The organism is Wolbachia endosymbiont of Laodelphax striatellus (genome assembly GCF_007115015.1).
Lineage (GTDB): Bacteria > Pseudomonadota > Alphaproteobacteria > Rickettsiales > Anaplasmataceae > Wolbachia.
On sequence record NZ_MUIX01000001.1, the window covers coordinates 212,247 to 239,138 of the forward strand.

At 34.0% G+C, this 26,892-nt stretch carries 17 protein-coding genes and 6 pseudogenes; 6 read left to right on the top strand and 17 right to left on the bottom strand.

Annotation, left to right across the window (positions count from 1 at the left end):
• From BVG17_RS00945 to BVG17_RS00970, 5 genes and pseudogenes are all read right to left on the bottom strand, one after another.
• Window positions 1-841 (bottom strand): reverse transcriptase domain-containing protein (locus BVG17_RS00945; RefSeq protein WP_177429426.1); only part of this gene is annotated, 841 nt, incomplete at its 3' end.
• Between the two features lie 633 nt (window positions 842-1,474).
• A pseudogene (locus tag BVG17_RS10125) lies at window positions 1,475-1,720 on the bottom strand (PD-(D/E)XK nuclease family transposase); the annotation flags it as partial.
• A gap of 95 nt (window positions 1,721-1,815) precedes the next feature.
• Complete coding sequence (locus BVG17_RS00960; protein ID WP_143688774.1) at window positions 1,816-2,322, bottom strand: phage major tail tube protein; 507 nt, start codon at window positions 2,320-2,322, stop codon at window positions 1,816-1,818.
• An 11-nt stretch (window positions 2,323-2,333) separates the two neighbouring features.
• Window positions 2,334-3,515, bottom strand: a complete 1,182-nt coding sequence (locus BVG17_RS00965) for a phage tail sheath subtilisin-like domain-containing protein (RefSeq protein WP_143688775.1) — start codon at window positions 3,513-3,515, stop codon at window positions 2,334-2,336.
• A gap of 6 nt (window positions 3,516-3,521) precedes the next feature.
• Window positions 3,522-4,043 carry a hypothetical protein gene (locus BVG17_RS00970; RefSeq protein WP_143688776.1) on the bottom strand — a complete coding sequence of 174 codons (522 nt, stop codon included), beginning with the start codon at window positions 4,041-4,043 and terminating at the stop codon, window positions 3,522-3,524.
• 66 nt (window positions 4,044-4,109) lie between these two features.
• Between BVG17_RS00970 and BVG17_RS09060 the strand changes: the two are divergent.
• A pseudogene (locus BVG17_RS09060) lies at window positions 4,110-5,255 on the top strand (IS3 family transposase).
• Window positions 5,256-5,286: 31 nt separating this feature from the next.
• Here BVG17_RS09060 and BVG17_RS00985 read toward each other — a convergent pair.
• Window positions 5,287-5,829, bottom strand: a pseudogene (locus BVG17_RS00985) (JAB domain-containing protein); the annotation flags it as partial.
• Between the two features lie 158 nt (window positions 5,830-5,987).
• Window positions 5,988-6,879 (bottom strand): annotated as a pseudogene (gene wmk / locus BVG17_RS00990) (WO male-killing family protein Wmk).
• 120 nt (window positions 6,880-6,999) lie between these two features.
• Between wmk and BVG17_RS00995 the strand changes: the two are divergent.
• Complete coding sequence (locus tag BVG17_RS00995) at window positions 7,000-7,878, top strand: Rpn family recombination-promoting nuclease/putative transposase (RefSeq protein WP_063631095.1); 879 nt, start codon at window positions 7,000-7,002, stop codon at window positions 7,876-7,878.
• Window positions 7,879-8,183: 305 nt separating this feature from the next.
• Here the strand turns inward: BVG17_RS00995 and BVG17_RS01000 are convergent, their stop codons facing one another.
• Complete coding sequence (locus BVG17_RS01000) at window positions 8,184-10,655, bottom strand: hypothetical protein (protein ID WP_241654111.1); 2,472 nt, start codon at window positions 10,653-10,655, stop codon at window positions 8,184-8,186.
• Window positions 10,656-10,788: 133 nt separating this feature from the next.
• On the opposite strand from BVG17_RS01000, the pseudogene BVG17_RS09150 reads away from it, so the two are divergent.
• Window positions 10,789-11,934, top strand: a pseudogene (locus BVG17_RS09150) (IS3 family transposase).
• A gap of 128 nt (window positions 11,935-12,062) precedes the next feature.
• A complete protein-coding gene (locus BVG17_RS01020) occupies window positions 12,063-16,049 on the top strand; it encodes an ankyrin repeat domain-containing protein (RefSeq protein WP_143688778.1) in 3,987 nt (1,328 codons plus the stop codon).
• A gap of 222 nt (window positions 16,050-16,271) precedes the next feature.
• Here BVG17_RS01020 and bioA read toward each other — a convergent pair whose 3' ends face one another.
• The 5 genes from bioA to BVG17_RS01045 are packed head-to-tail and all read right to left on the bottom strand — an operon-like array spanning window position 16,272 to window position 20,625.
• Window positions 16,272-17,594 carry an adenosylmethionine--8-amino-7-oxononanoate transaminase gene (gene bioA, locus BVG17_RS01025; RefSeq protein WP_241654112.1) on the bottom strand — a complete coding sequence of 441 codons (1,323 nt, stop codon included), beginning with the start codon at window positions 17,592-17,594 and terminating at the stop codon, window positions 16,272-16,274.
• Window positions 17,540-18,151: a dethiobiotin synthase gene (gene bioD / locus BVG17_RS01030; protein WP_143688779.1), complete on the bottom strand. Its 612-nt coding sequence runs from the start codon at window positions 18,149-18,151 to the stop codon at window positions 17,540-17,542. The genes bioA and bioD overlap by 55 nt, the downstream gene beginning before the upstream one ends.
• Entirely contained in the window at window positions 18,136-18,894 is a 759-nt protein-coding gene (bioC, locus tag BVG17_RS01035) for a malonyl-ACP O-methyltransferase BioC (RefSeq protein ID WP_143688780.1), read from the bottom strand. The genes bioD and bioC overlap by 16 nt, the downstream gene beginning before the upstream one ends.
• Window positions 18,857-19,492 carry an alpha/beta fold hydrolase gene (locus BVG17_RS01040; RefSeq protein ID WP_143688781.1) on the bottom strand — a complete coding sequence of 212 codons (636 nt, stop codon included), beginning with the start codon at window positions 19,490-19,492 and terminating at the stop codon, window positions 18,857-18,859. Before BVG17_RS01040 ends, bioC begins: the two co-directional genes overlap by 38 nt.
• Window positions 19,489-20,625, bottom strand: coding sequence for an aminotransferase class I/II-fold pyridoxal phosphate-dependent enzyme (locus BVG17_RS01045; protein WP_143688782.1), 1,137 nt, complete (start codon window positions 20,623-20,625; stop codon window positions 19,489-19,491). The genes BVG17_RS01040 and BVG17_RS01045 overlap by 4 nt, the downstream gene beginning before the upstream one ends.
• A 27-nt stretch (window positions 20,626-20,652) precedes the next feature.
• Here BVG17_RS01045 and bioB point away from each other — a divergent pair, with 27 nt between their 5' ends.
• Both bioB and BVG17_RS01055 read left to right on the top strand, forming a co-directional pair.
• Entirely contained in the window at window positions 20,653-21,603 is a 951-nt protein-coding gene (gene bioB / locus BVG17_RS01050) for a biotin synthase BioB (RefSeq protein ID WP_206663914.1), read from the top strand.
• Window positions 21,604-22,162: 559 nt separating this feature from the next.
• Window positions 22,163-23,215 carry an ankyrin repeat domain-containing protein gene (locus BVG17_RS01055; RefSeq protein WP_143688784.1) on the top strand — a complete coding sequence of 351 codons (1,053 nt, stop codon included), beginning with the start codon at window positions 22,163-22,165 and terminating at the stop codon, window positions 23,213-23,215.
• A 447-nt stretch (window positions 23,216-23,662) separates the two neighbouring features.
• On the opposite strand, the pseudogene BVG17_RS01060 reads toward BVG17_RS01055, so the two are convergent.
• The 4 genes and pseudogenes from BVG17_RS01060 to BVG17_RS01075 form a co-directional block, all read right to left on the bottom strand.
• Window positions 23,663-25,148: pseudogene (locus BVG17_RS01060) on the bottom strand (recombinase family protein).
• A 2-nt stretch (window positions 25,149-25,150) separates the two neighbouring features.
• A complete protein-coding gene (locus tag BVG17_RS01065; protein ID WP_143688785.1) occupies window positions 25,151-25,582 on the bottom strand; it encodes a DUF2924 domain-containing protein in 432 nt (143 codons plus the stop codon).
• 4 nt (window positions 25,583-25,586) lie between these two features.
• Entirely contained in the window at window positions 25,587-26,042 is a 456-nt protein-coding gene (locus tag BVG17_RS01070) for an ankyrin repeat domain-containing protein (protein ID WP_143688786.1), read from the bottom strand.
• A gap of 38 nt (window positions 26,043-26,080) precedes the next feature.
• Complete coding sequence (locus BVG17_RS01075; RefSeq protein ID WP_177429427.1) at window positions 26,081-26,785, bottom strand: ankyrin repeat domain-containing protein; 705 nt, start codon at window positions 26,783-26,785, stop codon at window positions 26,081-26,083.
• Window positions 26,786-26,892 lie beyond the last annotated feature (107 nt).

Here is a 26,892-nt window from a genome sequence, read left to right on the forward strand (position 1 = left end):
AGTCGTCTGCGTACCTGATTACATTCACTCCACTTCTGATTTTTCCTCTTCTTTTGCTACCTAATTTACCAAAGCGACTTTCTAATAACTGTTCAAGACCATCTAAGGTAAAGTTAGCTAGTATTGGAGAAATTATACTTCCTTGCGGAGTGCCAGCAGTTGTGGGATACAGAGTTTTCGATTCTAGGAAACCAGCCTTTAACCAACTATGAAGAATTTTCTTTTCCATAGGAATATGCTTCATAAGCCATTCATGGTTAATGTTGTCAAAGCACCCTTTGATATCACCTTCTAGTATCCATTGTGGTCGATTGCGTCTTGCCAGTAATAAGTGACAAGCAGCAATAGCATCCGCGCAGGATCTTTTAGGTCTAAAGCCATAGGAGTGACGATCACTGATCGTTTCAGCTATCGGTTCCAGAGCAAACAGATATAATGCTTGCATCGCTCTATCTTTTATCGTGGGTATACCGAGAGGCCTTCTTTTGCCATTAGATTTACTGATATAAATTCGTTTGAGCGGAGAAGGTTTATATCCTCTTTGTTTTAACAGCTTTATTCCTTGAAATTTAGCATTGCAAGTTGACCATAGTTGACGATCTACACCTGCTGTGGTTTTTCCTTGGTTTTCAGTTACTCTCTTAACAGCCAAAGCTTTTCCGCTAAAAGAGCGTGTGAGAAGATGTTGTAAAGCTTTTACCTTACCCCATCTTCCTTCTTGGACAGCCTTAACAATACGTCTTTGTAGCCTCACAATAACTTTCTGGCATTTCTTCCATGGCAATTGCTTCCATGCTTCAAAGCTTTCGGTAGATGCACTTACAGGTTTACTTGTAATCATCTGCTTTCCTACCTTAAGTGGTTAACAAAGTTTCTTGTCACGAGGGACCAAATGGAAGTCTGCTCGTTTTCACGCGAATTAATGTTACAAATTCTATCCATTTCGTTACAAAATGGCATTCGCTTTCTCCATTCTCCTTTACCTGCACTTCCATCAGCATTCCTTGCGGTTTGCTTGCCATGTAGGCGAAAATACAGGCTTACCCTGTTTCTCCAGTCATACAACAGTGGGTTAGGTGGCTTCTCTATACCGGTGGAATTATTATTTGCGTACATCTAGAAATGAAAAATGTAACTTATCCACATTACCTTTTGGTCAGAGCTTATCAGCATCTTTAGCTCCTTAATCATTACGATACTTATGAAGCTTCACTTACGTTCACCATACCACTAGCCTAGCTCTCCAACCACATGATACTTGTAGTTTATGCTCCTCTCACGATTGAGCATCTTCTTTTTCAAGAGGAGGTTCATTGTCCGCATCGCTTGGCACCAACCGGTTGCCCGATTCGCACTGATGCGTAGACTCAGACGGCAAAACATCTGGTTTAATAAGTTTTAGAATCCTTTCAGTTTCTTTCTGAATGAATTCCTCTCCTTTTAAACAATATGACCGAAGACTTTCAGGTCGCACCATCTCAATTATCCATTGTACTCCTGTAGAATCTCTACATAGCACATCAACAATACTTTGCTTTTTAGATGCGATATCAGGGTCTTGAATAGTACTTAAAAACTCTATATCCTGTATTGCATTTTTGCCAGTAAAGCTCAAGATATCATTGAGGAAGTGAATGAGAATGTCTTTATTCTTTTCAGTACCAAAGATACGGCGAAATGCTATATCATTTTTAGGGTCAAGAAATTTAGATAAAGCCATAGCAAAAATTCCTAAAAACCGTTAATAATTATACAGTATTATTAGTAATTTTTCAATAAAAAAGTGGTTGTATGAAAAAGCATCCATCTATTCCATTAAATCCCTAGAATCGTTTGCAGCAAGGCCATTTGATCAACACCATTTATCTTTCTAATCATATTTTCAGCATCGATTTCTATCAATTCATTGCCACCTATAGTAAGTTTGTAGTAATGGGCAGCTACAGTGCATTTAAGAGTGGCTTTTTCAGCAGGTTTCCAGCTACCAAAATCAAATTCCTTGAATATGCCCCTAAGGTTGATAATTACTCCTTCAATATCATTGTTTCCGCTGCCTTGTAATCCTCCTCTTAGCGTCAAAGATACCGAATTTCCATTTATCAACCCAAATAGCCGAAAGAGCTCTGTATCGTATTCAGAAAAAGTGAAATCTGCTTCAAGCTTTTCCATGCCCATATCAATATTTATTGGAATATCCATACCACCAGCTCTGTATTCATCTGTTTTAATGGTGAGCTTCGGCAAGGTTATTTCATCTATTTTTCCTGCATAACCACGACCATCAACGAATACGTTAAAATTTCTCAGTATTTTCGGTAACACTTTGCTTTCTCCTAACTTATTACACTATTATTTATGAGATGAGATTTGAATGTTATTTGCTCAGCCGGATATGGTGGTGTAAACTCAAAGTCAAAATATACTTTCCCGCTTGCAATGTTTGCCGGTGTGTTGAGTTCTGGAGTTGCATAACATTTTCCGCTAATAATCGCCCCTTGTGCTTTTAAACTTGCCAGATAGGAATTCACCCCCTCAATCACATCATCTATATAAGTTTTGGTAATATTTCGATCAACTGCCCAGAGATGAGCTCGAAGTAAACTATCATTGATTAAATCAGCCGTTCTTCTCACTGACAAAAAAGCCCATTTCGAATCGTTTGAACATGTTCTATTTCCCCAAAGCCTATAGCCATTTTGATGAATTATCGTTGTTACTTCATTTTCATTTAAGTGGTTTGCTCTGCAATTTGTATTACCGAGCGTAAAATCAATAGGCCTGCTTGTTCCAACAATACCATTTATCTCTTTGTTTGAAGGTGAATGCCAAAATCCTTGTTCGCTATCTACTTTTGCTATTAAACCAGCTACAAATGGACTTGCCGGTTTTTCTTCTCCTTCAAAGACCTTAACCCATGGATCAACAACGTAAACTCTTGAGCTGCCTACACTTTTTCTCCATTTTATTACTTCTTCATCATTGGTATTTGGACCATCTGCTACTATTATGCTTCTTAGCTTTTCTGCTACTCCTATCAAAGCTGCTACTACTGGGTTTTTAGGATTTTCAGATTCAGGCAATTGATGAGTAAATTGAGGCGCAATTAATATTCTTGGGGCAACATGAATTATACTTTCACTGCTGAGGAATGCCTCTATCCCTTGATACTCTCCAGTTTCTTTATCAACACCGCCAATTATATTCTTCAGCGTCTCTTCTTCTTTTAATTTTGGATCGCTGTTTTCACTTTCCTCAACTCGAATAACTACTACTGTTGCACCAATTTGGGAAAATACTCCATTTACTGCAGAAGGTAAACTTCCTCTTTTTCCAAGTCTTGCTGCTTCCCTTAAGCTTCCTGCAATTAACACTGGCTTATTCAGTGGAAATTTTTGCCCATCTGCTTCAGGAGCAGTACCAATTACACCTATCACTGATGATTTAGCTGTACGTACTGTCTTTGCTCCTGAGGTTACCTCAATAACATTTACTCCGTGTAAAAATTCTTCTGGCATTTTTTTTTAACTTTCTTGCATTCTTTGTTTAAAATCATTGAGCAAAGCCTGTAGCTCTACTTCACTTTTAGCTTCTTCAATCTTTCTCTTGGCTAAATCTTCAAGCTCTTCACATTTAATTATTTCTTTTACTGCTTTTTCTACTTTTTCTTCAATTATTCTTGCCATTTCAATAACTGTAATACCACGTACTTTTGCTAATGGCTCTATAATTTCCGCATCCTTTTCATTCATAGATTCTGGTGCTGCTAAAATGTTCTCTGCGGCTTTCGCTTGAATCTCATAAGATTTAGCTTTTTGGTGAGAATGCCCTGCGTATTGGTGAGTATAGTTATCATAATAAGCACGAAGATTAGAAAGTGCAGAAAATTTCGCATTTTGCAATAACTCCAATTCAATATCTTCTTGATTCCGCTGAGCAATTTTGCCTCCTTCTGTTAAACAATAGCTTTTTTGCCAATCAAAATCTTTTGGCGCTTCATACCAATCATTTCCAGTTGGCTTGTTTTCAAGTGTGACCTTACCCAGAAAAAGTAGACAGAAAGTTAAGACGTTTTTGAAGTAAAATAAAACGTTTTTTCAAAGAGGTGTGGTATGACAAAAAGAAAAGAATATACAACAGAATTCAAAATTGAAGCTATAAGACTAGTAAAAGAAACAGGTCAATCATCAGCAAAAATAGCAAGAGATTTGGGTATTAGCGGTAAGCAGATGGGTAAAAACATACAATGATAGAATGTCTGGAGTAGATGCGTTTCCAGGAAAGGGGAAAGTAGCTCATTGTGACAAAGAAAAGTTTGATTTAAAGAAAGAGCTGGCAAGAGTAACGAGGGAAAGAGACATTTTAAAAAAAGCCCTGGGATATTTTGCAAACCAAAAAGAGTAAAATATTCTTTTATAAAAGAACATGAAAACTGCTATAAAATACGGGAATTATGCAGATTTTTGAACGTATCTGCTTGTGGTTATTATAAATGGATTACTAAGGAAAAAAACAACAAAAAATCAATAAGAGAAGAGCTCATACAAGATATTCAGAAGGTATATCGATCATCACAATGCAGATACGGAGCTCCTAAAATTCACGCTGAATTAAAGGCTTTAGGTAAAAATTATAACATCAAAACAGTGCAAAATATTATGCAGAAAAATGGCATTCAAGCTAAGCTTAGACGAAAGTTTAAAAGTAAAAAACCACAAATAGACAATAGAGTTATAACTCCTAACATATTAAATCAGAATTTCATCGCTGATCAACCTAACAAGATATGGGTAACTGATATTACGTACATAAAAACTAATGAAGGATGGTTATATTTGGCAGCAATAATAGATTTATATTCACGCATGGTGATTGGGTGGTCAATGAGTAATGCAGTAAATAGGCAATTAGTTATAGATGCGTTATTCATGGCTATTGGTAGGCGCAAATCTCCTAAAAATCTACTATTTCATAGCGATCAAGGATCGCAATACACCTCTAAAAATTATCAATTTTTACTAAGTACAAAAAATATTACTTCTAGTATGAGTCACAAAGGTTGTTGTTATGATAATGCTGTTTCAGAGAGCTTTTTTAGTTCACTTAAGAGAGAGTTACTCATTGATACTTCACAACACTCTGCACAACAAGCTAAAACCGCAATATTTGAATATATAGAAATTTTTTATAATAAACAGCGTAGACATTCTACTATTAACTATTGCATTCCTGAGCTTTTTGATTCATCATTCTCATAGCAAAAACGTCTTAACTTTCTGTCTACTTTTTCTGGGTAAGGTCAGATGGTTCTAAACTTCCCCCAGGGTGGTTATGTGACATTATTATGAATGTTGCATTCTTTATTAATGCTTTTCTTATAATTTCCTTTATGTACACCGGTGCTTTTTCCATTTCACCAATATAGAGTTCTTCTCCGATTAATTGGCGCCTGTTATTCAAGTACAGTATTTTTACACATTCCCTTTCTGAGTGACCTATGCTTACGTTCAAGTACTCTACTAGACCTTGTAAGTCCATTACTGGCTCACTCTTGAGCTTTTCTCTGAGCACCCTTTCTAGTGTTTCCTTAACACACATAATCATTGCTACTGCAGAATCAGTCACTCCTTCTATAACTTTCAGGTCATCCATTTCTCGGCCTAAAATCCTTCCTACTCCCGTATAAGTATTCACCAGATTTTTAGCAATTTCTTGAGCCTGCGGCCTTTCATGTACTGCACTTAGAAACGTTTCCATTATTTCACGATCAAGTAATGCCTTGCCTTTGCTTTCTAATATTCTGAATTCGATTTCTTCTTTACTTTTATTCATATCTTCACTAACAACAAACTTTTTTTAAATATTTACTGCTGTTTTTTTATCAGCATTGGCATAAGGCCATAGCTTTTGAGTGAAGTCAAATCAATTTTTAAATCTTTTTTGCTTATTTTTTCATCAAAAGGTGAATATATTCATATATGATGATTTTTTTATTGTTGAATTTCGTCTAAAGAGATGCCTACCGCTTGCAAAATAATATCAATAGAAATTCCTGCTTTTACTAAGTCTTTTGCTGTTTTCATCTTTTCTGCTCTTTTCACTTTCTCTTCGCAAATTTGTATGCCTTCAAGCAGAGATTTTATTAGTGCATTACGTAGTTCTTGGCTTTCAATCTTTTTGTATTCTTCAATTAAATTCGGTAATTCATTTTCTACTATCTCATCTTCTTCTATTAGCAGATCTGTAATATTAATCGATAATGCTTCTGCCATTCCATATAATTTATCAAGTGGAACAGCAACCCTTCCTTGTTCATAATTGCTTATTTCATCACGTGTTGTAACCATTTTCTCTGCTAAATCCTTCTGAGTATATTCCCGTCCATTCTTTTATCTTTTTTCCTATTTGGTAGTAGATAGAACCCGTTTTTTCTTCAACACACTCATTAGCAGAGAGACCTATTGTTTTCGAGACAATATCGATAGAAATTCCTGCTTTAACCAGACCTTTTGCAATTTTTATTCTTTCTGTTTTTTTACTATTTTCTTCACCAACTCGGGCAATTTTGGTTAGTAAACAAAACATTCTACGTAACTCCTGATCGTTAATCTTTTTATATTCTCTTATTAGATTTAGTTCTTCATTTTTAAGGCAGATTTTTTCATTTGATACAGGAATTAGGTCTACAATACCAATCGACAATATCTCTGCTATAGCATACAACTTTTCAATCGAAATTTTACGTGTTCCTTTTTCATATTGTAGTACTATTTGATACGTTACGCCGATTTTTCCCGCTAAATTTTTTTGAGTATAACCTCGCTTTAACCTCCAGCTCCTTACTTTTTGTGCTATCTGGTACCTTATCGAGATATTTGCCATAAATATTATACAGGTTAATACTACCAAATAAAGATATACAAAAACTTCTATGTTTCAATTTTAGTTGAATATTTCTTCACAATTGTGTATAATTATTAATGCTTTTTATCTTACTTTCTCATGGCTCTTTCAAAATTTTTAGATCCTAAGCTTGATTTAACATTTAAGAAAATCTTCGGTACTGAAAAAAATAAGAATATCCTTATTCACTTTCTAAACGATATCTTAGGCTTTACTGGAATCAACGCTATTCAAGATGTTGAGTTTCTCAGCACCATTATGAATCCTGAGATTGCTTCTGATAAACAAAGCATCGTTGATGTCCTCTGTAAGGATTCTCTCGGAAATAGGTATATTGCGGAAATGCAGCTCGCTCGTGATAAAGGCTTTGAAAAACGTGCTCAACTTTATGCTGCTAAAGCCTACTCAAGACAGTCTGGCAATTACATCGATTTTAAGACTGTTTTCTTTATTGCTATTTCTAATAGTACTCTTTTTCCTTCAGATGTTTATTATATTTCCACTCATAATATACGCGATATAAAGACTAACGGACATTATTTAAAAGATTTTCAATTTGTCTTTATTGAACTACCTAAATTTACAAAAAGTAAAGTAGAGCAGTTGGAAACTACTGTTGAGAGGTGGTGCTTTTTCTTTAAGTATGCAGAAGAAACAACTGATGAAGATTTAAGGAAGATAGCAGAAAAATCACCAATAATAAAGTTAGCATATGATGAGCTAGATAAGTTTCATTGGAATGAGAAGGATCTTGTAGCTTATGAAGAAAGGGTAATGGATTTACAAAAAGAAGCCGCTATCTTAGAACAAAAACTCGATGATGCTAAACTAGAAGGTAGACAAGAAGGCATCCAAATCGGACATCAAAAAGGTAAAATTGAAGTTGCCAAAAACTCACTCAAGGCCGGTGTCTCTATAGATGTTATCTCTGAAATCACTGGCCTTTCTTTGGATGAGATTCAAAAATTAAGAAGTTAATTTAACCTTAAACTTCTATCCTGAGTAAAATCACTTTGAGGTCTTGAATTTATTTGCCCATCATTAATCTGTTCCGTACGTATAGCTCTTTTCACAATAATCCGAACGTATCGTAATACGCTACTGGCCTACTATCGACATAAATACATATCTTATCACGTTCGAACTATTATTAAGAAAGGCTATACTTCTTGGCACACCTTACATTTTTGTGATTACTAACTTTCATCATCTGTGCTCTCTAAAATATTCGTTGCATAATAGAGCAATCGCTCCTTTTTAGCTTTCCTCCCTTTTCTGACCTCTTATAAATTTATTAAAGTGTCTTTCAATTTTGCTATAGGATTAATAAACTCAGTACTTGGTGAAATAATGTCTTCAGTAGTAAAAGGCTTGACGTTTTTCTCAAGATCATTTTTAACTTTATCTGCTTTAGCAACAACACCATTGATAAATGCTTTATCTTCCTCTGAGCTTTGCTTATTTTTTGCTGCACGAGAAGAGTCACCAAGAAGTGGAGAAATAACATAATCTGCAGTTTCTTTTGCCAATTTTATATTTTCTCTTTGTGACAAAACCTTTAGCTCATTTAAGTCATTTTTACACACACTTTTAGCCCTAGCTTTTTGCCAACTTAAGTATAGGTTTCTATGACCTTGTAATTTCTCGCTCTCTTTAACGTTAAAGCTACTATTAACCCTACACTTCAATAACTCAGTAGGAATAATAGAAATATCACACTCTCCTATTCTATAATAATAATTATTATAGATATTAATTCTTGCAATTATATCCTGCAAATAAGATTGCACCTTCTCTATATCTTTTAAATCATCTTTTGTGAATTGAAAAGATTTGTCTTCTAAATTTTTCCTGAATTTTCTCAAATTCTCCACTTTATCTTGATTGTTTTGTTCTGGATAAATCTGATCAAGTAACTTGAGCAAATAATCACCTTTCATCAATGGTAATGTTATTTTATCAAACCATTTAAGATGTACTGGATGTTTCAAACATGCACTCATATGCTCTAAGTAATTATTGAAGCTCTTAGTGTCAGTTTTATCCTCTGGTTCTTCTATCTGTTGATAAACTTCATTAAATTTCTCACTTAACAAAGTAATCTCTTCAACATTTTTAACGCTATATTCTGCTATAATATGAGCATAAGTATCCACATGAGGATCACTTTTTAACTTACTAACTTTCTTGAAAAAACTACTATAAGTACTCCTTGTTTCCAAGTAATACCCGAAACGGATAAGAAGATAATGAACTGTTATAAGAGCTTTATATAGTATTTTAAGTATTCTCACGCCCAAAGTATCACTTCTTTTGTACGGAAAGCACAGTAGTGCATGTTCAGCAAAATTTTGAGTGGCATCTCCTTCATTATCCCTTAACTCTTTTTCATAATTATTAAGCTTTCTTCGTGCATGTTTTAATACACCAATAAATTCCTTCTTACTTTCATTGAAATCATGCTCATTGGTATTGTAAACTTCTATAAACGAATTTAAGGCAACTTCAATACTTTGGTCAGCCAAATCGTCAATTCTTTTCAGGCTCTTTATTTCCTGATTAATATAATCTATTATCTCCGTTGCAAGTTTATTTCCATAAGCTTGTTGATTTGATAATCTTACTACTGATTTATTGTAGGCATCAATATAATCTCCTTCTTTGAGTAGGTTTATGTCAAAGCTCAATTCACCACTCGAATAGCAAAAGAATGTAGAGTGCCTATTAGAATTTAGGCATCTAAGTCTACCTGGAGCTTGAATAAGTTGTGCAGGCTTGTTGAGATCAGTAGATGTTGGATCTATTAGCATTCCAACATGTTGCAAATTAATGTCATTGTATCCCTGTACCTTGCTAGGATTTACATCATTACCAACTAATCCCATACGGCACAAAGCATGATAATCATTTTCTTCTTCCAATAGAACTTCATACCAATCTTTTAGCTCAGCTTCTGATAAATGTTCGACTGCTAACTTAGCTAACTGTCCCTGATTTAACTCTCCTAAAGTTTTTTCTTGATAATACTTGATGTCCGAGCTATTATTTTTACTAACTGCCTCTTTGAGTTTCTTAGCATAATGTGTATCTAGGTTAATTAGATCTTCATATATGCCTTGATTATTACTCGAGGACAATTTCTTTTTTACAAGCTCTAATTCCTCCAATGGTTGGCCACTTATATAATCTGAAAGCTTACTCTTAAGATCTTCTGAAGATAAATTGGCTGAGCGATTTAAATTTTCTAATTTTACTTTGTGCTTATTTTTGTAACAAAAATCTTTTAGTGCTCTTAATGGATATGATTTTTCATTATAAGAATACGAAGGTCTAGAATAGTCTGAATAAGTTAGCTCACTACCATCTTTTAATGTCATTCCAAGTGCTTTCCCAAGACCTTCAAGCAGTTTTTTCTCATTTTCTCCTAGGGATGTAGATTCTTTGAGCTTATCTTGTTCTTTATTACTCAACCCTCTCAAAGAATTTATAAACTTTCTTCTTTCAGCAGATGCTTCTTTTCCCAGTTCACATAAGTCATCTATTTTACTTTCTTCTACTCCATAATATTCAAGATAGTCTCTTACTACAGAGTAATTGCCGCTACTTAGCAAAGCTACCAGCTTTTCAGGCACTTGTTCTAATCCTTCAGATGACATCAAGAGATGAAGTTCTTTATCTTGGTTCCAATTCCTTATTAATCTTATAAATAAATCAGAGTCTTTACTTTCTTTTAGAACAGAGATAACAGATTGCATATGCTGAACAAGCTCTTTCTTTAATTTGCGACTTTTAACTCCTTGATCTTCAACTGACCTTACCCAGAAAAAGTAGACAGAAAGTTAAGACGTTTTTGAAGTAAAATAAAACGTTTTTTCAAAGAGGTGTGGTATGACAAAAAGAAAAGAATATACAGCAGAATTCAAAATTGAAGCTATAAGACTAGTAAAAGAAACAGGTCAATCATCAGCAAAAATAGCAAGAGATTTGGGTATTAGCGGTAAGCAGATGGGTAAAAACATACAATGATAGAATGTCTGGAGTAGATGCGTTTCCAGGAAAGGGGAAAGTAGCTCATTGTGACAAAGAAAAGTTTGATTTAAAGAAAGAGCTGGCAAGAGTAACGAGGGAAAGAGACATTTTAAAAAAAGCCCTGGGATATTTTGCAAACCAAAAAGAGTAAAATATTCTTTTATAAAAGAACATGAAAACTGCTATAAAATACGGGAATTATGCAGATTTTTGAACGTATCTGCTTGTGGTTATTATAAATGGATTACTAAGGAAAAAAACAACAAAAAATCAATAAGAGAAGAGCTCATACAAGATATTCAGAAGGTATATCGATCATCACAATGCAGATACGGAGCTCCTAAAATTCACGCTGAATTAAAGGCTTTAGGTAAAAATTATAACATCAAAACAGTGCAAAATATTATGCAGAAAAATGGCATTCAAGCTAAGCTTAGACGAAAGTTTAAAAGTAAAAAACCACAAATAGACAATAGAGTTATAACTCCTAACATATTAAATCAGAATTTCATCGCTGATCAACCTAACAAGATATGGGTAACTGATATTACGTACATAAAAACTAATGAAGGATGGTTATATTTGGCAGCAATAATAGATTTATATTCACGCATGGTGATTGGGTGGTCAATGAGTAATGCAGTAAATAGGCAATTAGTTATAGATGCGTTATTCATGGCTATTGGTAGGCGCAAATCTCCTAAAAATCTACTATTTCATAGCGATCAAGGATCGCAATACACCTCTAAAAATTATCAATTTTTACTAAGTACAAAAAATATTACTTCTAGTATGAGTCACAAAGGTTGTTGTTATGATAATGCTGTTTCAGAGAGCTTTTTTAGTTCACTTAAGAGAGAGTTACTCATTGATACTTCACAACACTCTGCACAACAAGCTAAAACCGCAATATTTGAATATATAGAAATTTTTTATAATAAACAGCGTAGACATTCTACTATTAACTATTGCATTCCTGAGCTTTTTGATTCATCATTCTCATAGCAAAAACGTCTTAACTTTCTGTCTACTTTTTCTGGGTAAGGTCAGTGATAATAATAAGGATTTTCTAATCTTTCAATCAGCTGGTATACGAACTTTATACAAACATTTCGATAATAAACGAGTTTTTATTGCCGATTTGGTTGGACAAAATTACAAATAAAAAACTTATAAAAATATATTCGACTCTGGTAGCAATACATTATTCATCAAATTGTCATATCGTAGGTTCTTTGGGAAAATTAGGTAGTGATTTTATGACAGAAGATAGCAATATTGACACTTTGTTACTTATCGCAGCTCGGGATGGTAATATTAAAGAAGTAACACGTCTCATCGAAAAAGCAAATGTTAATGCAGAAAATGAATATAAAGAGACTCCTTTATATTTGGCTGCCAAAAATGGCCATAAAGAGATAGTGGACGCTCTATTAAACGCAAATGCAAATGTTAATGCAGAAAATGAAGATAAAATGACTCCTTTACATTTTGCTGCTCACAATGGCCATAAAGAGATAGTGGACGCTCTATTAAACGCAAATGCAAATGTTAATGCAGAAAATAGCTATAAACATACTCCTTTACATTTTGCTGCTAACAGTGGCCATAAAGAGATAGTAGACGCTCTATTAAACGCAAATGCAAATGTTAATGCAAAAAATACACATAAAATGACTCCTTTACATTATGCTGCTCACAATGGCCATAAAGAGATAGTGGACGCTCTATTAAACGCAAAAGCAAATGTTAATGCAGAAAATGAATATAAAGAGACTCCTTTAAGTGGGGCTGTTTACAATGGCCATAAAGAGATAGTGGACGCTCTATTAAACGCAAATGCAAATGTTAATGCAGAAAATAAATATAAACAGACTCCTTTACATTTTGCTGCTCACAATGGCCATAAAGAGATAGTGGACGCTCTATTAAACGCAAATGCAAATGTTAATGCAGAAAATGAATATAAACAGACTCCTTTACATTTTGCTGCTCACAATGGCCATAAAGAGATAGTGGACGCTCTATTAAACGCAAATGCAAATGTTAATGCAGAAAATAAAGATAAACAGACTCCTTTACATAGGGCTGCTTATAAGGGCCATAAAGAGATAGTGGACGCTCTATTAAACGCAAATGCAAATGTTAATGCAGAAAATAAAGATAAAGAGACTCCTTTACATTTGGCTGTTAAGAATGACAATAAAGATATAGTAGATGCTCTATTAAACGCAAATGCAAATGTTAAGGCAGAAAATGAATATAAAGAGACTCCTTTACATTTTGCTGCTCACAATGGCAATAAAGAGATAGTAGATGCTCTATTAAACGCAAAAGCAAATGTTAATGCAGAAAATAAAGATAAAGAGACTCCTTTATATTTGGCTGTTGAGAAGGGCCATAAAGAGATAGTGGACGCTCTATTAAACGCAAATGCAAATGTTAATGCAGAAGATGAATATAAACAGATTCCTTTACATTTTGCTGCTCACAATGGCCATAAAGAGATAGTGGACGCTCTATTAAACGCAAATGCAAATGTTAAGGCAGAAAATGAATATAAAGATACGCCTTTACATTTTGCTGCCAAAAATGGCCATAAAGAGATAGTGGACGCTCTATTAAACGCAAATGCAAATGTTAATGCAGAAAATGTATATAAACAGACTCCTTTACATTATGCTGCTCACAATGGCCATAAAGAGATAGTGGACGCTCTATTAAACGCAAATGCAAATGTTAATGCAGAAAATGAAGATAAACAGATTCCTTTACATTTGGCTGCTAACAGTGGCCATAAAGAGATAGTGGACGCTCTATTAAACGCAAATGCAAATGTTAATGCAGAAAATGAATATAAAGAGACTCCTTTAAGTTGGGCTGTTTACAATGGCCATAAAGAGATAGTGGACGCTCTATTAAACGCAAATGCAAATGTTAATGCAGAAAATACACATAAAATGACTCCTTTACATTTTGCTGCTCACAATGGCCATAAAGAGATAGTGGACGCTCTATTAAACGCAAATGCAAATGTTAATGCAGAAAATGTATATAAACAGACTCCTTTACGTTTGGCTGTTGAAAATAAGCATTTAGATATAGCTGAAACTTTAGTAACAGCTTTATTGAACAAAAATGTTAGCGTTGAAAATAGCGATAGTAATATTGTTTTACGTTTAGCTGCTGAAAAAGGTTACGTAAATATAGTTGAACAACTCATAAAGATACAAGGAATTAATATTAATGAAAAAGACAACAATGGTTACACTGCTTTACATTTCGCTGTCATAAGTGGCAAAAAAGAGATAGTAGATGCTCTATTGAAGATAGAAGGAATTAATATTAATATACAAGATAATAATAAATATACTTCCTTACGTTTGGCTGTTGAAAATGAGCATTCAGATATAGCTGAAGCTTTAGTAGCAGCTTTATTGAACAAAAATGTTAGCGTTGAAAATAGCGATAGTAATATTGTTTTACGTTTAGCTGCTGAAAAAGGTTACGTAAATATAGTTGAACAACTCATAAAGATACAAGGAATTAATATTAATGAAAAAGACAACAATGGTTACACTGCTTTACATTTCGCTGTCATAAGTGGCAAAAAAGAGATAGTAGATGCTCTATTGAAGATAGAAGGAATTAATGTTGACATAAAAGATAATAGAGGACATACGCCTTTATATTTGGCTGTTGAGAAGGGCAATAAAGGTATAGTAGATGCTCTACTAGCTAAAGAAGCAAATGTTAATGCAGAGAATAAAGACAAAGAGACTCTTTTATGTTTGGCTGTTGAGAAGGGCAATAAAGATATAGTAGATGCTCTATTGAACGCAAAAGCAATGAATGTTAACACAAAAGATAACAATGGAGATACGCTTTTACATTGGGTTGTTAATAAGAACAATAAAGATATAGTAGATGCTCTATTGAAGATAGAAGGAATTAATGTTGACATACAAGATAATAGAGGACATACGCCTTTATATTTGGCTGTTGAGAAGGGCAATAAAGGTATAGTAGATGCTCTACTAGCTAAAGAAGCAAATGTTAATGCAGAGAATAAAGACAAAGAGACTCTTTTATGTTTGGCTGTTGAGAAGGGCAATAAAGATATAGTAGATGCTCTATTGAAGATAGAAGGAATTGATATTAATGTACAAGATAATAATAAATATACTTCCTTACGTTTGGCTGTTGAAAATGAGCATTCAGATATAGCTGAAACTTTAGTAACAGCTTTATTGAACAAAAATGTTAGCGTTGAAAATAGTGATAGTAATATTGTTTTACGTTTAGCTGCTGAAAAAGGCTACATAAAGATAGTTAAACAACTCATAAAGGTACAAGGGATTAATATTAATGAAAAAGACAACAATGGTTACACTGCTTTACATTTCGCTGCAAAAATTGGAAATAAAGATATAGTAGATGCTCTATTGAAGATAGAAGGAATTGATATTAATGAAAAAGACAACAATGGTTACACTGCTTTACATTTCGCTGCAAAAATTGGAAATAAAGATATAGTAGATGCTCTATTAAAAGCAAAAGCAAACGTTAATGAAGAAAATGGAGAAAAACAGACTCCTTTACATTTAGCTGTCATAAGTGGCAAACCAGGGGTAGTAGATGCTCTATTAGAGAAAGGAGCAAATGTTGATCTGGTCGATAAAAGAGGAAATAATCCTCTAGATTTAACCACTCATAAGGAAATAAAAGCCCTGATAGAAAGTAGAAAAAATACTAATAATAACAAAGACAATATCACCAATGCAGAGAAAGATAATAATGGTGAGATCAAAACTGTAGACCATAGTAGCACTATACAAGCAGAAGAACAAACAAGCACTTTTTTTGATAATTTTTTTAGTATTATTACTAAGCCTTTTTCACTAATTGTATCATTTTTTAGTGGGTTTTTCTCATGGTTGTTTGGATCTAATGAAGAAAAAATCGATGAATCTACATCACAACCAAATGCTAGTATCTCTTTACTTCCACTGGATTCATCAAGCGAAAAAAAGACCGATGCACAACCTAGTGATCATTCTTTGATCGTACCCGATCAATCAATTGGGCAAAGTGATAGTGACGGCCATTTACTTGGATGATCTTATCCAGAAAAGTAAAGGGAAAGTTTGGAATATTCTTTACTAAAGAGAAAGATTATAACAAGAGGAATTTTGTTCTATTTAAAATATAGAGCGATTATACATAATGATCAGTTAAGTAGTATATTTTACTAAAAAAGCAAGCAACATAGTTTTATTTATTAATAAATCTAGTTAGCGTAAGGAGCTTTTACTTTCGAAATATATGGTCTGGTAAAGTCACTATGAAAAAATCCTAATAATATTTCTGATCTTGTTATAAGCTTCTTCAAGCTCTGGAGTACTTATTGAATAGGGTGGTAATAAATAAACTGAATTGCCAAGAGGTCTAATTAAAAGTCCTTGCTCTAAAAATTTTATCTTTAGTGTTTGTGCATCATGAACATCAAAAGCTGCTATTGTACCAGTAACACGTGTATGCTTGACACTCTCACAAGCTTCAACTAATTCCTTTTTATGTATACTATGAATCCTCTTAATTGACTCGATGGTATCAGGCTTAATTAATAATTCTAAAGAAGCAATTGCGGCCGCACAACCTAAAGGATTGGCAGTGTAGGAGTGACCATGAGCGAACGCTTTAGTAAAATGTTCATTTAAAAATGCTGAGTAGACTTCTTCGGTAGTAACGGTGAGAGCAAGTGGGAGAAAACCTCCTGTTAATCCTTTGGAGATACATAAAAAATCAGGTATAATTTGAGTTTGTTCGAAAGCAAAACAAGTGCCAGTGCGTCCAAAGCCGGTCATAACTTCATCACAAATTATCAAAATTCCATGCTGGCGTACTAAATTGACAACTTTTCTAACAAACTCTGGACGGCACATCCTCATGCCACCTGCTCCTTGCACTAAAGGCTCTAGAATTAATGCGGCAATTTTATGAGAACTAGCAGACAAGTGACCTTCCAACACTTCCAGAGAATGTCTCTCTTTGTTTTTTATTTCTTCATCTTCATCCCAGGTTTCTGGGAAAGGTATTGTTAAAACAGAAAACAATAGATTTGAAAATGTATCGTGAAAACCAGACTTAGCACCTACACTCATCGCACCAAATGTATCTCCATGATACCCTCCTTCAAAACTCAGGAAAGTGGTTCTTTCACGATTGCCCTGATTCCACCAATACTGATAGGCCATTTTTAGTGCCACCTCAACAGCAGTAGAACCATTGTCTGAGAAGAAAAATCTGGATAATTTATCTGGTAATAAAGTTTGCAACTTTTCGCAAAGCGTTACTGCAGGTTCATGGGTAAATCCTGCAAAAATTACATGTTCCAAAGTCATGCTTTGCTCATATATAGCCTGAGCGATCTTGGGATGAGCGTGACCGTGCAGATTTACCCACCAACTGGAAATCAAATCTAGGTATGGTTTATTATTCTCATCATAAAGATATGACCCATGAGCTTTCTTAATTGCAATTGGAAGTTTGGCTACTTTCTCTTGCGTAAAAGGATGCCATATGATTTGTCTGTCACGTTCGCTTAAATTCATTGTTCCAAGATAGCTTTTAATCGATTTGAGAGTGGTATTTGCATTAGACATTCTCTATCAACTTTTTGCAGTTTCGGTACTGATGCTAAAACCTGTACCCTACCATAAAATTCTATTGCTTCCAGATTATCTTGACTAGGTAGTCCATTTAAAATCACTCCTACAATAGGAATATTTCTGGCACGTAATGCTTCTAAACTAAGCAATGTGTGATTAATTGTGCCAAGTGTAGACCTTGCAACTAAAATTGTTGGAATGGCGAGTTTTTTGATTAAATCGATCATTAGTGTGGTTTTATTGATTGGAACTAAAACTCCTCCGGCACCTTCTATAATTAAATTATGTGCCTTGGGTAAATTAATCTCATTAATGTCAATGCTTTCATTTTTCAGCGATGACACCAAGTGAGGAGATAGAGGTTCTTTATAAACAAAACTTTCTTTATAAACATTTGTGTTAGTCAAATTACTTACTTGATGACTGTCTGTACCTAGAATACTTCCAGTTTGGATGGGTTTGAAATACGAATACCCAGTGTGTAGGCAGAGCCAACTGCTTATAATAGTCTTGCCAACATCAGTATCTGTTCCTGTTACAAAGATCTGCATCTACTTAAAACTCCAAAAAATACTTTATAGGTAACATTAATCTTGTTTGTATAGGTTTGAACTACTTTCCTTAGATCAGACAGAGAAATTGTTTGACTACTTAAATTTGCTCCCAAATTTTTAAGATATCTGATAAATTCACTTGCACTTGGAAAACACAATGTAAATTCTTGCGAGTCGAAAAAATATTTTTTCGGCTTTAGAGAAAGCAAATAACTTTCTAATTCTTGTTTAGATGGATACTTATGAGTTGGTACAGGTAATAAGGATTTTATAAAGATTCTAGACCATTCATTAAATGTACCATCCAGTAAGCATGAAAAAACAAATACATCTGAATTATTGTATGACTTCCTTATCATCTTTTTTAAGTTGCTCACCCATTGAAGTGATAGATTTGAAATGACAAGGTCATGAAGACCAAAGTCTAGTGTTTCCATATCGCCTAAGATGAATTCAACTTCCTTATACCCTACTAATTTTTCTTTTGCTTTTGCCAGCATATTAGACGAAATATCATTTAAAGTAAATTTGCTTTGTGAAAAAAAACTAAACAAAATTTCTGGAATATAGCCTGTACCTGTACCCAAATCTAAGATAGATTGTGGATGAAATTCAGGGAAATAACTTTGTAACAAATTGACTAGTTTTGCAGCACATTCTTTTTGAACAAAAGCTACATTATCATAAGACGAGCTTGCTCTGCTAAAATTGTTCTGTATGTATCTCTTTTCTAATTCCATCACAAAAACTTATAATTTGCTCTTGCACAAAATATAACCCTAGACTATGGTAACCTCTGCTATGCATAACAACTTTAACATCTTTATTGAAGTTATCATAGATAAGTTCCTGGGGTACAATTATATCATTTGTTGCACCTAATATTAATAGTGGTATGTGTGGTAGCTGATGTACTGTGGTAAGTAGCTCTAAATCTTGCATTAGTTTTGCTTTATTCAACCGATTAAAAGAGTTGTAGTTTACACCACATCTTTTATAGAAGGACATTAGGGTATCTACTGGATCCATTTGAAAGTGCTGTATCATTGCTTTTAACTCTAACTTGCGTTTTTTGTGTAACCATAAATCAAATCCCAAAAAATTGATAAAAGCTTGTATACCGATAAGTGCGTTAAACTTTACGTTTAAAGAAGCTAATTTTATCAGTCCAAGGGAATGTCCAATACCAATAAATGTACTATCTTCTGGTAAGTTGAGGTTTTCTTCTCCAAAATAACCAAGATCTAAACAATAGTAAGGAATTTTAGAAAAATATTTATTTATAAGAGGTTGAAAGAACTTATCCCAACCGTGACAAAATACAAAGTGATAGTTCATATTTGCTGAAGAACATGCACTAAATAGTCTAGGTTGCTTTCAGTATGATTCACATTGAGTGCAATACGTAATCTTGATGTTCGAGGAGGAACAGTAGGTGGGCGTATAGCAGAAACAATCAACCCTTGTTTCAAAAGCTTTTCTTTTGCACTCATTACAGTATTCTCATCACCCAGAATTATTGGTATAATGTGTGTGACTGAATTACCTGTATTAAATCCAAGATTTTGCAAATTGCTTCTTAAATTTGCAGCTTTAAAAGATAAAGCCTGACGTTGATCAGCAAAATGTTGTACTAAATCCCAAGCCTTGGCTGCTGCGCCAATCACCATTGGAGAAAGAGAGGTTGAATAGATAAACCCTGGACATTTGTTGATTAGGTAATTCTTTACAATATTGGAACAAGCAACATACGCACCAAAGCACCCTAGGGCTTTACTAAAAGTGCCTAAGATTAAATGTGGAATTTCCTGAAGATTAATGCTGGTAGATAAGCCATACCCATTGTGACCAACAATACCTGTTGCATGAGCTTCATCTAAATATAGAAAAGCTTCATGTTCTTTGCTCAGAGCAAAAATTTTTTCTATTGGTGCAATGTCTCCATCCATACCAAAGATTGTTTCAGTAACAATGAACTTTGGTCTTAAGTCATTTTTGAATTTTGTAAGTAAACTGCTTAAGTGATCTGCATCATTGTGTTGATATCGTACAAGTTCAGCGTTGCTCAAAAATACAGCTTGATATAAGCTTGCATGATTTAACTTATCAAAAAAAACAATAGGTTTGTCACCAAGCACTGATTGATCGAGTAGGCTTGCAAGAACTGTTATATTGGCCTGAAAACCTGAATTGAAGATAAGAGCTGACTCAGTTCCTTTGTCTTGGGCAATTCTCTTCTCAAGGTCTTCAAATATTTTTTTATTACCTGAGAGCAACCGAGAACCAGTAGATCCTACTCCAAATTCTTTTCCTGCAGATTTTGCTGACTCAAATAATACTTCTGATTGACTTAAGCCAAGATAATCGTTAATGGAGAAATCGATAAAACTTTTGCTTGGGTTTTTTGGTAACTCTCGATACTTCCCTTTATTTTGTAATATATTACAATACTCATCATATAGTTTGTACACAGTCTACTTATTTGAGAAGGAGCTTAAATCATGACAGAAGAATGGACTTTTGCCAAGGCAGATCAAATTTTTAATCTTCCATTTCCTGAATTAATTTATATAGCACAAACAGAACATAGAAAGCAGTTCAATCCTAGTGAAATACAAATTAGTACACTTTTAAGTATTAAGACAGGTAGCTGCCCAGAAAATTGTTCCTACTGTCCCCAATCAGCGCATTATAATACTGGGTTGCAAAAAGAGCCTTTGTTAGAAATTGCTAAGGTGATTGAAGCAGCAAAATGTGCAAAAGAAGCTGGAAGTACTCGTTTCTGTATGGGTGCAGCTTGGCGTGGTCCACGTGATCAAGATTTAAAAATTGTTTGCGAAATGGTCAAAGAGGTAAAAAAATTGGGCCTTGAAACATGTGTTACCCTTGGATTACTAAAAGATCATCAAGCTAATATGCTAAAGGAAGCCGGCTTAGATTTTTACAACCATAATATCGATACATCTGAAGAATATTATAATAAGATTATAACTACACGTACTTTTCAAGACCGCTTAAAGACATTGGAATATGTACGCGCATCTGGAATTAAGGTCTGTTGTGGTGGTATCCTTGGAATGGGTGAAACTAATGAAGATCGAATAAAAATGTTGGTTCTTCTTGCTAACTTGGATGAGCCTCCAGAATCAGTACCAATTAATATGCTGATAAAAATTCCTGGTACTCCTCTTGAGAATGTAGCTGATGTTGATTTGCTTGATTTTGTTCGTACCATTGCAATAGCCAGAATTATGATGCCAAAATCCTATGTACGTTTATCAGCTGGAAGAGAAAAAATGTCAGATGAATTGCAAGCACTGTGTTTCCTTGCAGGTGCTAATTCGATTTTTTACGGTGAAAAGCTACTTACAGCTCAAAATCCAGTACCTGAGCAAGACAATCACCTATTTCAAAGATTGGGGTTACGAAAACTTCATATAGGAAATTAAAGGAATTTCTGCATTAACAGAAAAAAAGATCTATTTTTACTATAAATTTGCCTCAGATTTTCTTTCCATCCTTGGATGAATTATTATTAATTTAACAACATATATTATCAACAAATTAAATGATCTAACCATTTCTAGCACTCAAAACTAAGGACGGTGAGAAGTATTTTTCTTGGGATGTGTTGGTCTACCATTGGATTCGTGCAAACTTTTTTATATGGTGATTTCATTATACGCTAAAATTAGCTATATTGGCTTACTTTCGGTAAATTTACATATGAACCAATTTGTTGAGCTGTGTTGCAAAAGTTTCAAGCTTTTATTTTTATAACCCCACTTTTACTCAACAAGTTCTCGCAAATATACGATCTTTTTTATGTTTTTTGAAAAGTAAATATTCAAGATTTTTATGACGCTAATTTTTAGTATGTTTTTGAAGCTCAAGAAGTTATTAATAATCTTATATAAGATGCAAATAAATCTTGACTTTTTTGTTAAAATATTGAATAATTTAATTACATAACTACTTTAAGTAAAGAAAAGATAGGAGGTATTTATAATGTTAAAATTGGAGCAATGGAAAGAAATACTAGATGCAGCAAACTCAAATAAGGGTGATATACTTGAAGCAATAAAAGAGAAACTAAAGAAAAAAGATAAAGATACATATCAAGTATGGGAAAGGAATGACTTTGATGTAAATCATCCATTTAGTGTATTATTTGACATAAATAGTGACCAACATTATTACAGTACTCTCTTAAATCTCGCTGTTGCAAATGACCACTTAAAGATAGTTAAATATCTTGTAGACAATAAAAACGTTAATCTTGATCAAAAAAACAATAATGGCAAAACTCCCTTACACCATGCTACTTTAGCTAGTAGTTTAAAAACAGTTAAAGCTCTATTAGAAAATGGAGCTGATATTAATGCAAAAGACAATAATGGCAGAACTCCCTTACACTGGGCTACTTTCAATCATCGTGTAGAGATAATTAAAGCTCTATTAGAAAATGGAGCTGATATTAATGCAAAAGACAATAATGGCAGAACTCCCTTACGTTACGCTGTTGGGTATGGAGAATATGATATGTGTTATGATGGGGTAAAATTTTTAATAGCACATGAAGTTAAGTTAAAAGGTTCTAAGGCACAAAAGCCAGAATATCTAGTACAATACGGTTCTAATTTTATAAAGGAGATGTCAGAATATTGGGATAAACGTCTAGAAATAGAAAGAATGAAAGAAAAAAAGATTGATAGAGGTATTACGCTTTATGATATTTTAATATGCAAGGATAGTGAATTAGTATGTTATGCACGAAAGGGAATTTTGCAAAGAGCATTAGAAAATGATAACTATAGAAATGAATTTCCTATACATGCTAATGACTTAAAAGATCAATATGCTAAAGGAACAGAAGGACTAATTTTATCTGATGAAATTGAACACTTATCTCAGAAGCGTCAAAAACTTTTTTTAAGGAAGGATGAAGAAAAGCCTGATACTATAACAAAACTACCGACAGAACTACTTGAGGCAGTAGCCACACATCTAGAAAATGCGAGTACGAATAATTTTAAAAAAGCATTAGAGATAAATATATAACATCGTCGATAAGTTCCTAGTCTAGCTAGTAAATAATAGACTAAGTATCAAGTTAAAGCGAGTAGGAAGGAGAAATTCTTCCTTTCTTTGCTTTGTGATTCATGTATATTATGACAACTGATTTCTCACATCAAGTCTTATTTAATACACTTTACATTTTGATAATAGTGATATGAAAATAGACAGCAGTTCACAATTCCGTTAACCTAGCATACTTTACTAAATAGCTACTTGTAAAGGTGTAGTAGAAAACTCAAAAATGTATTGTAAGCTATATTCTCAACGCAGAGAAATGGCGGGAAGGTTAGCTTTGTTACCTATGAAAGGCTAACAATTTATCTAATTTAGTGAGTAAACAAGGGGGTATTGGATTTACCAATCTTTCCATAAAAGAATTATAGAGAAATTTAATAATTTAAGATTATTCTAAAGAAATTATCTCATTTTTTATTGACAGACAGCTTGCTTAAACCCGTAAAATCTCTTCATCTGCTCACTCCACAGCATCGGTATTTCCCTTAAATCAGCTCCTCAAACTCCTTTGCTGTCTCCCATTTACTATGTCTTCTTTAATCTTCGGCGCTAAATAATTCAGCCTTAAAATTTGCTGTATTCGTCTTGTACCTATATTAATTTTGGCACTCAGTTCCTTCACACTTCTATATTTTCCCTCTTCAAGTTGTCGTTTCCATAGGTGGGCTCTTACCACTGCTTTGAGTAACGCATTATTTGTTTTTGCCTCTGGCTCTACTACTGTGCATTTATTTCCTTTCTTTTTTATTGGTATAAATTTTTCCTCTGATTCAGAATGCACCTCTATTCCATCCTCTCTCACCATTACTCCCTTTATTAACTTTTTCACTACTTCTTTCTGCTTTCCAAAACTTAAATTTTTCCATTCTTCTCCCCATTTTTCATATAGCTGTTCAGCTTTCTTCATCACTTCTTTTTCTATTTCTCCAGCTACTATAGTTCTGTTTATTGATTCACAACCTTTTCCCCTTAAATGGTTATTGCACACGTAATATCGGTACCTTTTATTTTCTTTTTTTGCATACGTTAGTGTCATATTTACACCACAGCTCTTGCACTTTATTATTCCCTTTAGTAGCGCCTCTTCATATCTTGCTTTTCTATATGGCTGATTCCTTATCAATTCCTGTGCTTTTTGCCATTTTTCTTCTTCTATTATTGCTTCATGCTTTCCTTCATACTCTTTCTCATAATGCCTTATTTTTCCCATATATATTGGATTTATTATTATTCTCCTTACCGTCGCTTTTTTAAAGATATCCGATTTTGTTCTATAACCTTCTCTATTTAACTCCCTTGCCAATTCTGCCATTGACTTCAGCTTCAAATATCTCTCAAATATATAACTTACCACTTTTGCTTCTTTCTCATTTATTATTAATTCTTTATCCTTTACATCATATCCAAGCGGTAAAGTTCCACCCATCCATAATCCTTGCTCTTTTGATGTTGCTATTTTATTTTTTACCCTTTCTATAATCATTTCTCTTTCTAGTTGTGCTGCTCCTGATAACACTGTTTGTACGAACTTTCCCATTGGCGTATTATTGTCAAATATCTGCGTTACTGCTACAAAATTTACTCGGTGCCTTCTAAAAAATGACGTTACTTCAATGCTGTCTTTTGTTTCCCTTGATAGCCTGTCTAATGTATATACTACCACACAATCTACTTCTCCTTTTTTTACATCTTCAAACAATTCCTTTATTGCTGGTCTTTCTAAATTTTTCCCTGAGAAACCTCCATCATCGTACCTTTTTGCCAATGATACCCAGCCCTCTCTGCTTTTTATGTACTTTTCACATGCTACCCGTTGTGCATCTAAACTGTTAAACTTTTGTTCTAGACCATCTTCATTTGATTTTCTTGTATATATCGCGCATCTTACTTCTTTCAGCATTTTCAACTCCCATTTTTATCACGCATACCGAATAATAAAGGTCCGTTGTAGCTCATTCCCATTATTTTTCCTGCTACTGCTGATAATGATGTGAAAAATTCTTCTCTGTAGATTAAACCCTTATCTGTTACCATTACTGCATGCGTTTCTTCCCCTCTCTCTAATATTAATTCTGTCCCCTCTACTGGTAATTTATCGCTACTTATTCTTTTTCCCTTCTCTAGCCGATCTGCCAGATACTCTAGTCTTTTTGTCCCCTTTCTTGACATTTCTCCATATGCTTTTTCCTGCATTCTATAAGCTAATCTCGGTATCAGATATTTCTTTGAATATCTAGGCGCTTCTTCCCCATATACCTTCTTCCACATTTTTCTCAGCTCATCTAAAGGTTTTCTCTCTAAATTCATTACCTTCTTTTCTATTTCTTTCTCCATATTTTTAGCCCTTCATAAATAGCTTTTCAACTCTGTCTGTTTCTTTCTTTAATACCTCGGCTATTTCTTTGCTATTTTTCGCATAATCCATTGCTGTCATTACGAACTTATCTTCTTGCTCTATTTCTGCTCCTGCTTCCACTAACTCTTTTACTATTTCCATTTTCCCCACCATACATGCAAGGTGCAATGGAGTGCATTTATTGCCATACTCTTCAGCATTTATATCTGCTCCTGATTTTATCAATTCTCTCACGATTTCTAGACGTTTCTCCGTTATCGCTAGGTGCAGTGCTGTATGTCCTCTTACATCTGCTGCATTCACATTCGCTCCTTTTTCAACTAATAACCTCACTGTTTTTGCGTCTACTGCATAATGCAGAACTGTTCTGTCTCTTGCATAAATATTTTTATATGAGTTCTCTAATAGTAACTCCTCTTTTTTACCGAGCTTTAACATAACTTACCCCCACCTTTCTTTAAAATTAAGTCCCTTTTTTAAGCCTTTCTTCCTACTACATTTTCTGCCTCATCTATCATCTCATTCACTTGGCTGATTATCTTGCTTGCTAAATTTTGACATTCTTTCTTTATTAGCGATTTGTCTCTCTTCCTTATTTCTCCTATCTCTATTATTTTTAGCTCCGGCATGTAGCTTCCATTCAACATGTCTGCTATTTCTCCCACTAGCCCCTCTATTCCATAGCACGTCAGTTCTCTACTTTTTGTTACTCCACCTTTTTCTCTTAAAAATTTACTTGCCTTTTCACTTTCTTTGCTATCACACAGAGAATACTTTTCACTTTCCCATATGTAATACATTGGTGTTGCACCATATTTATTCAGTTGATTAACTTCAGCTCCGGCCTTTACTAGCTCTTTTATTATTTCAACTCCTGCTCCTCCTATTTTGCACGCAGAGTGCAGTGGCGTACATCCACTGACATATTGAGTGGCATTTACTTCCGCTCCTTCCCTTAGCAGCACTTTTACATTTTCTAAACTCTTTGCGAATACTGCACAGTGTAGAGGTGTATAACCATTTTTATCTCTTGCATTAACCTCTGCTCCTTTCTTTATTAAGAACCTCACTGTTTTGTAATTGGAGATTTCTACTGCTTGATGCAATATCGTCTCTCCTTCTTCATTTCTTTTATTAATACCGTTACTTGATACTTCTTTAAAAAACTTGCTAAAACTCATTTCATACCTCACAAAATTAGCTTTTCTAGCGTCAGATAAATTTCTTATGTTTACCTGCTGCTATTCAAGTCATGTCCTTTTTAGCATGAGAAAGCAAGTCCTTTTCT

What these genes read in the sequence shown, in the direction of transcription:
- BVG17_RS01075 (WP_177429427.1), bottom strand. Translation starts at nt 26,785, where the DNA reads ATGAGTTTTAGCAAGTTTTTTAAAGAAGTATCAAGTAACGGTATTAAT.
- bioC (WP_143688780.1), bottom strand. Translation starts at nt 18,894, where the DNA reads ATGGAATTAGAAAAGAGATACATACAGAACAATTTTAGCAGAGCAAGC.
- bioA (WP_241654112.1), bottom strand. Translation starts at nt 17,594, where the DNA reads ATGTCTAATGCAAATACCACTCTCAAATCGATTAAAAGCTATCTTGGA.
- BVG17_RS01055 (WP_143688784.1), top strand. Translation starts at nt 22,163, where the DNA reads ATGTTAAAATTGGAGCAATGGAAAGAAATACTAGATGCAGCAAACTCA.
- BVG17_RS00995 (WP_063631095.1), top strand. Translation starts at nt 7,000, where the DNA reads ATGGCTCTTTCAAAATTTTTAGATCCTAAGCTTGATTTAACATTTAAG.
- BVG17_RS00965 (WP_143688775.1), bottom strand. Translation starts at nt 3,515, where the DNA reads ATGCCAGAAGAATTTTTACACGGAGTAAATGTTATTGAGGTAACCTCA.
- BVG17_RS01040 (WP_143688781.1), bottom strand. Translation starts at nt 19,492, where the DNA reads ATGAACTATCACTTTGTATTTTGTCACGGTTGGGATAAGTTCTTTCAA.
- bioD (WP_143688779.1), bottom strand. Translation starts at nt 18,151, where the DNA reads ATGCAGATCTTTGTAACAGGAACAGATACTGATGTTGGCAAGACTATT.
- BVG17_RS01065 (WP_143688785.1), bottom strand. Translation starts at nt 25,582, where the DNA reads ATGGAGAAAGAAATAGAAAAGAAGGTAATGAATTTAGAGAGAAAACCT.
- BVG17_RS01070 (WP_143688786.1), bottom strand. Translation starts at nt 26,042, where the DNA reads ATGTTAAAGCTCGGTAAAAAAGAGGAGTTACTATTAGAGAACTCATAT.
- BVG17_RS01000 (WP_241654111.1), bottom strand. Translation starts at nt 10,655, where the DNA reads ATGCAATCTGTTATCTCTGTTCTAAAAGAAAGTAAAGACTCTGATTTA.